The organism is Desulfobulbaceae bacterium DB1 (assembly GCA_001914235.1).
GTDB lineage: Bacteria > Desulfobacterota > Desulfobulbia > Desulfobulbales > SURF-16 > DB1.
Window position 1 is genome coordinate 304,379 of record MQUF01000002.1, and the last position, 9,723, is coordinate 314,101.

Here is a 9,723-nt window from a genome sequence, read left to right on the forward strand (position 1 = left end):
AACCCACAAGCACTCCCCAAAAGCGACCACCCGGAAGAACAGAGTGTTCCCCCGGGCAAAAAGCTGCTCGGTTTCCTGCTGGAAATCCGCAAGACCATTCTTTCGCTTGCCCTCGGCATTGCTCTCGGCACCCTGGGATTTTATTTCATCTCTCCCGCTCTTTTCAGCGGAATGCAAAATCATCTTGACCAGAAGCTTGCCTTTTTCACCGTGGCCGAACCCTTTCTCGCCCATGTCAAGCTGGCCCTCTTCGCCACCCTCTTCTGCCTGATGCCCTGGATTGTCACCTGCTTCTGGCGGGCCATGGCCCGTCCTTTCGGCCTGTCCGGCAAGGCCCTGTTGGTCTTTATCTTTTTTACCTGTATCCTTTTTTACAGCGGCACCCTGTTCTGTTACTTCGTCACTTTGCCTTTCGGGATAGAATTTCTCCTCGGCTTTGAATCGGAGCAGCTGAAATCGATTATTTCCGTGGGGAAATTCGTTTCCTTTGTCACGGTTTTCGTCCTGGCCTTCGGCCTTATCTTCGAACTGCCGATCTTCATGGTTTTTTTCGCCCGCGCCGGCGTCTGCCCCCGCTCTACCTTTGAAAAAAACCGGCGCTATGCAATACTCGCCATCAGCATTGTCGCCGCGCTGCTCACCCCGACTCCGGACGTGGTGAACATGCTGCTCATGGGCGGCCCCCTGTATCTTCTTTATGAAACCGGAATTATTATTCTGAAATTGCTGAAAGTGCGATAGTATGAATTAACAAGATCCCGTTGTTTTTCCGCCGCAAGGCAATACCTCCATTAGGCGTCCCTTATGCCGGCTCAAACAAAACGCCTCCTGCTCCTGCTCGCCATCCTTTTTGCGGTCGTTCCCCTCGCGCTCTGGGCCTTGTTCACCCTCACTCTGCCCTGGTATATTTCCGCCCGGCTCCTGCCCTCGCTTGCCGCGGATCACGGCATCAGCACCTTGCAGGCCCGACCGATCCTTATCGGACGCACGGGAATACACAGCGGATTTTTCCTGGGTTCCGAGCCATCCCCTGTTTTGCAGGTTTCATCCCTGGACGTCGACTATTCCCTCGGCGCCCTGATCGGCAAACAGGAAATTGAACGGATAACCTTAAGCGGCGTGGAGATCCGCTGCCGCCTCGCCGGCAACAAACTGCTTGTCGATGATGCGCGGTTGCAGCAGATCCTTGACGACTTGCAGCAAAAACCCGCGGCGGAAAAAAAGAGCTCCCGGCAAAATCCTCCTTTTTCCGTGAAACAGATACGCATCCGCCAGGCGACCCTGATCTGCCGGACCGACAAAGAGCTTTTTCGCCTCCCCTTTGCCGCGGACATGGACAGGCAGGACCCCCCGGCCCACACCACGCAACTTTCCTTCACCATCACCATCTTCCCACGGGAACAAGAGATCCGGCTTTCCGGCATGTACGACGCCGACGCCGGCACGATCCACTTCGAGCTTGCCGCGCCGGACCTCAATCCCCGTCTTTTTGCCGATCACGGGCCGATCCTCGCCCGACTGGCGCCACAAACCACGATCAACATGAACGGCAGCGGCACTCTGCACCTCAACCCCTTTTTTCCGGCGGAGTTACAGGGCAGCGTCATGTTTCACGCCCGACAAATGACGCACCGGGACATCATCGTCTCCCTGGATGACGAAACCCCTTTCACCCTTTCTTTTCAGGCAACCCAACCAAACAGCACGGAGCCCCTGAAGTTTGAGCTGAATGGCTCGCCCCTTCAGCTTGCCGTTCACAGCGGCGGCACGAAACTTCATGTCCATTCATCTTCTTTTTCCGTACACGGCTCCCTGCGGCCTGACCTGATCGATATCACCTCCCGCTGCCTCCTGTCCCTGGAAATGAACCATGATGATTTCCAGGCCAAAATTCCGCAGTGTGCCGTCACCATCGAGACAACAGGGAAACCGGGAGAGGGATTTCACGGTCGGGCGGATATCGGCATTGGCGCAGTGTCGATTATCCCGCCGTCAGGCGAGGTGAAAATCAGCAACAGCCGTCTGCTTCTGCCTTTCAGCCTGCCCTTTTCCGAACAGACGCAGGAAGGCAAGGTGACGATTGAGGCAATCAGATGGCGCGACCAGCTCATCGGCCGCTTCAACGGACGGATCAATCAGCAGCAAAAAAGTATGATCATGAAGGGTGATTTCCACACCGATTTTCTGCCCGGGGCACGGGCGACAACAACGATGTCGGCCGATTTCAATGCCGACAAGGCCAAGATGGAGCTTGCCGTTGATTTGCCCCTCACCCGGCTGCACAACTTTTCATTGCGGCAACTGCTTCCGGCCGCCGCGGACATGGTCGTCAGCGGGGCCCTTGCCGCAAAGGCAGGCATGACTTTTGCCGACGACAAACCGACCGGCACCGGACAAATAACCGTTCACGAGGGGGCAGTCGAACTGGCCGGCCGCAAAACAGCGATCACGGGCATTGAAACAGCGATCACTTTTCCCAATTTGCCGCGTCTTCGCAGTGCGCCGAATCAGAAACTTGGCTTCAGCCGGGCAAACATCGGCGATCTGCAACTTGACGGCGGAACGGTCAACTTCAACATTGAATCACCTGACTCATTTTTTCTGGAAAAGGCGACTTTCAACTGGGCCGGAGGAACGATCTCCAGCTATGCCATGCGTTTTTCAGAGCAGCATCTGCAGCCGGAAATGGTTTTTTACTGCAATAAGCTGAAGCTTGCCGCCATCCTCTCCCAGGCAGGCATCAAGAATGTCGAGGGAGAGGGCACGGTCAACGGCCGCATTCCCATTCTCTTCACCGACAAAAAAATCACCTTTGAACCGAGTTTTCTCTACTCAACCCCGGGAGAAGGCGGTGTCATCCGCATCAGCGGCGGCGATTTCCTGACCCAGGCCATCCCCCTGACCAACCCCCAGTTCGGCCAGCTCGCTTTCGCCCAGGAGGCTTTGCGCAACTTTTCCTACAACTGGGCCAAACTGCATCTGTTCAGCGAGGACGAAACCCTGGTCATGCAACTGAACCTTGACGGCAAACCCGCCTCTCCCCTGCCCTTTTCCTACGACAGCAAAAGCGGCGCATTTCAGCGTCTGTCGGACAAAGACGGCCGGACCGCCGGAATTTCCCACCCGATTGTGCTGGACGTCAATTTCCGTTTCCCCTTGAACACCTTTCTCGAGTATGATAAATCGATAAAGGACTTTTTGCATAGAAAGGCCGAATAAAGGTAATTTCTTCACAAGAGGAGTAAATTAAATGCGCCCCAGAATTGTGCTGCTTGCCCTGCCGTTGCTTCTCCTGTGCGCCTGCACCAAGCATGAAATCGATTCCCGCCATGAGATCCAGGTTGCACCGGTGGAAATAAAGCCGATTCACATCACCATTGACGTCAATATCAGAGTGGACAAGGAACTGGATAACTTTTTCGAAGACATTGACAATGCTCAGCAATAACCAAAAGGATAGAACCATGAAGATGCAAACGCCTGTTCGTTTTCTTATTTTTGTTCTCCTGGCCGTATTATTTTCCTTTTCCGCCTCCTGCCTGGCCGCGGGCAATGATGTAAAAAACAGGATGAAGGAACGGTTGCCGGCACTTACCAGCTTGAAGGCGGCAGGGGTGATAGGAGAAAACAATGCAGGTTTTCTGGAATTCCGCGGGGGTGAAAAAAAACAGGAAGCACTGATCAAGGACGAAAATAACGATCGCCGCCAGGTTTATGACGCCATTGCCAAAAAACAGGGGGTGGACTCCGGACTGGTGGGTTCCCGTCGTGCCCTGCAGATTGCCGAACAGGCCCCTGGCGGAACCTGGCTGCAGAAACCGGACGGTTCCTGGTATCAGAAGTAAAGAAAGCGGGCAAAATCAGAATTCCTTCAGGGCAAAACCATGCTGCCGCAGCAGGGCGGCGGTGACGCCGAATCTCAAACCCATGCCGCAGGATGGGCTCTTTGACTTGAGCAGGATTTCATCAATCCGCCGGCCTCCGGCAATCGCCAGCACCTGCCGTGCTCCCTGGAGAAATTGCGCCGTGACATCCATGCCGCTGCCGGTGACAACCCGGGCCCGGCCGGACAGAACATCATACCCGTCACCGCCGACAATATCGGCCGCCGGCCTGGGAGTCGGCAAGCCTCCCAACTGTTCCGGGCAAACAGGAATCCACACCGCGTCCCCGATATACGAACGACAACCATCGCAAGGCTTGACGAGAGCGTCATAGCGCGTCCGCAAACCAACCAGACAGGCACTGACAAGATATATCCTCGGCCTCCCGCTCAAAATTGTCTTTTCCTTTTCCCTGCTTTGGTTTACGATTCAAGTTTCTTTGTTAACATGACCGTGACTATGCGCCAGACAAATAACAGCAAACTCCTCAACACAAAAGAAATCAGACTGCTCGTCTTTTTCTGTGTTTTCTCATTATGCGCGGTTGCCTTGTGGCTGACTTTTTCGCCCAACGGCATTTTAGCATATCGTGCCGCAAAAAAACAGATGGAGAACGTCCAGGCGGAAAACGCCAGACTGAAGGAAGAAAACCGTCAACTCCAGGAAACACTGGACAAAATCAGCAATGACCCTTCCTATCTGGAAGAAATTGCCCGCAGCGAGCATAAATTTCTCAAAAAAAACGAAACGGTTTTTGAATTCAAGTAAGATGGACGGGCAAAACCCTGACGCCCGCCGACGATCATCGCAGGGTCTTGCCGCTGACGGGACGGATTGGTACGGAAAGGATGGCCGGCAACAGGAAACCGGCCATCAATCAAAGCATGTAGTACAGGCCGTCACCGGCCGCACAAGGGGACAGCCGGCAACTCCGGCGGTTTCAGCCTTCGCAACCTGAATCAGTTTTGACTTTCATGGCCGCATCCCAGTTGATCGTCACTGGGCCAATCGTTTCATTGCGGGGCAATGTTCGCCGGGAGATGGGGCAGGTATTTCGCAAGGCATGCACCCGCTCGTCAAGGGCGGCGATGATCACATGAAGCTCTTCGAATTCATCAAGGGCCTTCCCTTGCATCTTCCCGCTTTGCTCGGCAAGTTTATGGTCCAGCAACGCCAGTCTTTTCCGCCAATTTTCAAGCTCTCCCACCACCGTCTGGCAATATTCTATCACATTCATAACAGTCTCCGGATACCTGAGAAGGGAATATTTAATTATTTAATTAAATTTATAATCATCAAATCCCTTTAATCAAGTCAGCACAGATGGGAACTATTTTTCATTAAAGTTACACCCTCCCCGGATGAGCCTCCCGGCAAAGGAAACAGGTTCGGCACGTCAGCGAAAAAATTTACGGCGTGGTAATAGAAAAGAGCAACGGCTTTTTTCAAATCCGGGTCGCGGGCAGCCATTGCCTGCTCGATAAAGGCAAGTCGAAAATGACGGTTCCATGGGCAAACGGTTTGTCGTATACTTTGAAGAAACCATGACACCGCGCCTTTGCTCGGCGAGACCATGCAGTGGCCCGGAAAAATATCTGCGGGTGCGATCAACCAATCACAAACAAAAGGAATACACCATGAAAGCGATGATGAGCGGAGGAACCGGTTTTGTCGGCAAACATCTTGCCGCGCGGCTTGACACTCCGATCCTTCTCGGACGAAATCCGGCACGGATACAACGGGAGATGCAGGGGGTCGAAGCGCGGCAATGGGATCTCGGCCGCCCCCTTGACCCCGCCGTCTTTTCCGGAGTGGATACGGTTTTTCATTTGGCGGGAGAATCCGTATTCAAGGGGAGGTGGAATGCGGAGAAAAAGGATCGCATCCTGCGCAGCCGGGTGGAGGGGACCAAAAACCTGGTCACCGCCCTGGGTCAGACACCAAATCCCCCGGCCACGCTGCTGTGCGCCTCTGCCATCGGTTATTACGGTTCCCGCGGAGCCGAAATGCTCAACGAATCGTCCCCGGCCGGCAATGATTTCCTGGCCACGGTCTGCAAATCCTGGGAAGAGGAGGCGCGCAAGGCGGAAGAATTCGGCATCAGAGTTGTTTCACTGCGGATCGGCGTGGTGCTCGGGGCCGACGGCGGCGCACTGCCGCAGATGCTTCTCCCCTTCAAGCTGGGGCTGGGCGGCAGGCTGGGCAGCGGCGATCAGTACATGTCCTGGATACATATTGATGACCTGGTCAGCCTCATGCTCCATGCGGCAGGCGACAAAAACATCAAAGGCCCGATCAATGCCGTGACGCCGAATCCCGTGACCAACCGGGAGTTCACCGCGCAGCTTGCCGCCGCGTTGCACCGACCCGCCCTGCTTCCGGTTCCGGGATTCGCCCTGAAAATCGCCCTGGGGGAATTTGCCGAGGTGCTGCTCTCCTCCCAGCGGGTTCTGCCGGAAACAGCGCTGCTGTCGGGATTTCACTTCGCCCATCCAGTGCTGCGCAACGCGCTTGCAGACATCCTGTCGTCCCGTTAGGGGATATTTACCGGCCACGCCCCAAGAGAATTTTCTGACGGTGCCGGAAATGCCTCCGGGGTGTATAAAAATTCCGGATAAGCACGTAGGAAATACGCCATCTTGTGTTGTCTGATACCGCGTACGTCATAAACAGGTGTCGGATCCGACCAAGTTCCGTCAGTGTTTTGCGCATTCATGACAGTGGGGAAAGTATCTTCAAATGTTAGATCGTCAGTAAATGAAGTGATGTGCAAGCGAATCCAATATTCTCCGACATTACCGGTGATGATGATAATTTGGGCATACCGTGCCGGTTGGAGGTCATTTATTTGCGCAATTATGGGCAGATCAACACCTGGTGTGCTTTCCGAGAATGAAATGGTCTCGGAAAAATTATGGGGATATATGACTTTTCGTGTGAATATTATTTTTTTGATGACACAACGAAAACTTGACCCTGAAAGTGTCCATAGTTGGCAAACAGATGAGCAAATCCGTTGACTTTTTATTCATGAGAAAGATTATCGTTTTTTGGATAATTGTCTTTTTCAGAAACAAACCTAAATTCAAAAAGGAAATAGAAGAAATTTTTTTGACTCGGAAATAGCTGGATAAAAATATCCTAGGTGATATTATCCTCAGAAATGTAAGATGTTTTTTATGTTTTCCTAAGGCTGTGACATTCTGCGTCTCTTCAGGAGTCGACAATTAATGAGATATGGAGGCATATTGGTATCCCCACGACTAGTCGCAAAAATTGAGTCCGAAGAGCCAACTCTTCGTTTGGCAGTTCTAATTGATGCTGATAATGCTCAAGCAACTGTTATAGAAGGCCTTCTTGCAGAAATTGCAAGATTTGGAGAAGCAACTGTTCGGCGCATATACGGGGATTTTACCGCCCCAACAAGTTCCTCCTGGAAGAAAGTACTGCAGCGATATGCTATCAAGCCGGTTCAACAGTTTGCGTATACGACAGGAAAGAATGCCACGGACAGCACTTTAATCATTGATGCGATGGACTTGCTTTACACGAGAAAATTTGATGGTTTTTGCCTAGTCACAAGTGACAGTGACTTTACTGGCCTGGCCATGAGATTGCGCGAGGAGGGCCTCACTGTTCTTGGATTCGGTGAAAAGAAAACACCGGAGGCGTTCCGCAATGCCTGCCACAAATTTGTGTTCACTGAAATCCTTCGTGCGAGCACCGAAGTCGAGTCAGAGGGCCTGCCGTCAAAAACTGTGAGTGGGCCAAAATCCATTCCACCTCAGCCTCCTTCCGAGTCAACAGAGCCAAAGTTAAAATTTCCCAAGACGTTCGTCTTAACTGCACTCGAGCAATCAATTGACGACGCGGGATGGGCACATCTTGGCACCTTCGGCAGCTATCTGACTAAGTTGCAACCCGATTTTGATCCTAGGCTATACGGCTATAAGAAGCTTTCTGATCTCGTCAAAGCAAAGACTGACCTCTTCGAGACCGAAGAAAGGAAAATTCCGGGCGCAAATCAGAAGGTTCACCTTCAGGCCGTCTCAAAAGAAAACCACATCGAATTGCATGATGCCAAGGGCAATATTGTTGCCCAACTCTCACGAGCTGCATGTGAGAGTTGGAAGGGGCGATTGGAAACTATCGAACGAATTACTGTGCTTGCCATAGTGCAGCGCCAGTCTGATGATTCAGGAGAGGATTATAAACGGCTCTGTCAGTGTGAACAATGGGAAGTCCCTCTGGCAGAGATTACGTATCTTGCCCCTGCTATGGAATAGTGGACACGAGTAAGTTATTGATCAAGACAATGGCGGGAGGAAATTTATGAACGTTCAACAACGAAGTAAATATGATCGGGCTTTAAAAATAATGCCTGCTTGGCAGCAGTAACCTGGCCGGACAGTTAGAAATAAGCAATTTAACCTTATTCTGAGCTTGCGCCTGACAAAATGTATTATTCCTTAGGGCCTGTAAAGAATTTTGTGTAAATGGTTTTCATTTTTAATTTTCAATATGCAGGCATTCTGTCGCCGAACAAGATTGAAAAGCGGTTCAAGGCAGCCTTCCAGTCTCTGATTGGCATAGTCCATTTTTTGGCGATATTGTTCAGCGCCATGTAAAGCAGTTTAAGCATCGACTCGTCATTGGGAAATGAACCCCGGTTCTTGGTAACTTTGCGCAGTGACATGTTCAACGACTCAATAGCATTGGTGGTATATATCACCTTGCGTATCTCGGGCGAATACGCAAAAAATGGGGTGATTCTTTCCCAATTTCTTCGCCAGGATTGGCCGATGGACGGATGCGTTTTGTCCCATTTTTCTTCAAAGGTCATCAGTTCCATTTCGGCCTGCTCGGCTGTTGGCGATTGGTAAATGGCCTTGAGATCCGCAGCCACCTCTTTGCGCTGTTTCCATGAGACATATTTCAGGGAATTGCGCACCATGTGGACGAGACAGAGCTGGACCTGGGTGAAGGGGAAAACCGTCTCAATGGCTTCAGGAAAACCCTTGAGGCCATCGACGCAGGCAATGAAAATATCCTGCACGCCACGGTTTCTTAGCTCAGTCACTACCTGCAACCAGAACTTGGCGCCCTCGTTTTCGGCAACCCACATTCCCAGGACATCCTTGACGCCGTCCATGGTGATGCCAATAGCCAGATAGACCGCCTTGTTCTTAACATGCCCATTGTCGCGCACCTTAACCCGGATAGCGTCCATGTAAACAATGGGATAAATGGGGTCCAACGGGCGATTTTGCCAAACTTTAACCTCGTCAGCAACGGCATCGGTGACCGTTGAAATCAGGGTGGGAGAGACATCAACTCCGTAAATGTCTTCCAAGTGCCCCTGAATCTCCCTGGTAGTCATCCCTCGGGAGTAGAGAGAGATAATCTTGTCGTCAAAGCCGGGAAAGCGGGTTTGCCCTTTGGGAATGATGACCGGATCGAAACTGCTGTCGCGGTCGCGCGGGACCTCAATCGGCATTTTACCGAAGTCGCCCTTGATGGTCTTTGCAGAGTTACCATTTCGGGCATTACCGCCTTTGGTGACGATGGTTCCATGTTTTTCGTGGCCCAGGTGGACGGTCATTTCCGCCTGTAACGCCCGCTCCAGTAAGGCCTTGGTGAGCTGCTTGAGCAGCCCGTTTTCACCGATCAGTTCTTCGGGCTTCTGGTAATTGTAGTCGGCAAGTAAACGATCCAAAATTTCTTTATCAATGGCCATATGAGCTCCTTTTTAAAGGGTAGTTTTTTGACTTACTCAGTCATAGCCATTTACACAAACTATTTTACACCCTCCTTAAATAACGATAATTGCTCGATACGC

9 protein-coding genes and 1 pseudogene are annotated in these 9,723 nt (G+C 51.9%); 7 read left to right on the forward strand and 3 right to left on the reverse strand.

Translation table 11 applies throughout. The features are described from left to right. Positions 1 to 63: 63 nt before the first annotated feature. The 4 genes from BM485_02230 (at position 64) to BM485_02245 (ending at position 3,845) form a co-directional block, all read left to right on the forward strand. Entirely contained in the window at positions 64 to 741 is a 678-nt protein-coding gene (locus tag BM485_02230) for a preprotein translocase subunit TatC (protein ID OKY76938.1), read from the forward strand. Positions 742 to 804: 63 nt separating this feature from the next. After that, the gene (locus BM485_02235; protein OKY76899.1) at positions 805 to 3,219 is read left to right on the forward strand and encodes a hypothetical protein; all 2,415 of its coding nucleotides are present in this window, start codon (positions 805 to 807) and stop codon (positions 3,217 to 3,219) included. A 31-nt stretch (positions 3,220 to 3,250) separates the two neighbouring features. After that, positions 3,251 to 3,448 (forward strand): hypothetical protein, encoded by a 198-nt coding sequence (locus BM485_02240; GenBank protein ID OKY76900.1) that lies wholly within the window; start codon positions 3,251 to 3,253, stop codon positions 3,446 to 3,448. A 22-nt stretch (positions 3,449 to 3,470) separates the two neighbouring features. After that, positions 3,471 to 3,845, forward strand: coding sequence for a hypothetical protein (locus tag BM485_02245; GenBank protein ID OKY76939.1), 375 nt, complete (start codon positions 3,471 to 3,473; stop codon positions 3,843 to 3,845). Positions 3,846 to 3,860: 15 nt separating this feature from the next. Here BM485_02245 and BM485_02250 read toward each other — a convergent pair whose 3' ends face one another. Further along, a complete protein-coding gene (locus BM485_02250) occupies positions 3,861 to 4,259 on the reverse strand; it encodes a hypothetical protein (protein OKY76940.1) in 399 nt (132 codons plus the stop codon). 84 nt (positions 4,260 to 4,343) lie between these two features. Between BM485_02250 and BM485_02255 the strand changes: the two genes are divergently transcribed. Further along, positions 4,344 to 4,652 (forward strand): hypothetical protein, encoded by a 309-nt coding sequence (locus BM485_02255; GenBank protein ID OKY76901.1) that lies wholly within the window; start codon positions 4,344 to 4,346, stop codon positions 4,650 to 4,652. 172 nt (positions 4,653 to 4,824) lie between these two features. On the opposite strand, the gene BM485_02260 is transcribed toward BM485_02255, so the two are convergent. Continuing rightward, entirely contained in the window at positions 4,825 to 5,121 is a 297-nt protein-coding gene (locus BM485_02260; GenBank protein OKY76902.1) for a hypothetical protein, read from the reverse strand. A gap of 400 nt (positions 5,122 to 5,521) precedes the next feature. Between BM485_02260 and BM485_02265 the strand changes: the two genes are divergently transcribed. Beyond that, complete coding sequence (locus tag BM485_02265; protein OKY76941.1) at positions 5,522 to 6,421, forward strand: TIGR01777 family protein; 900 nt, start codon at positions 5,522 to 5,524, stop codon at positions 6,419 to 6,421. Between the two features lie 711 nt (positions 6,422 to 7,132). Further along, a pseudogene (locus BM485_02270) lies at positions 7,133 to 7,930 on the forward strand (hypothetical protein). 470 nt (positions 7,931 to 8,400) lie between these two features. Here BM485_02270 and BM485_02275 read toward each other — a convergent pair. Next, positions 8,401 to 9,621 (reverse strand): IS256 family transposase, encoded by a 1,221-nt coding sequence (locus BM485_02275; protein ID OKY76903.1) that lies wholly within the window; start codon positions 9,619 to 9,621, stop codon positions 8,401 to 8,403. Between the last annotated feature and the right edge of the window lie 102 nt (positions 9,622 to 9,723).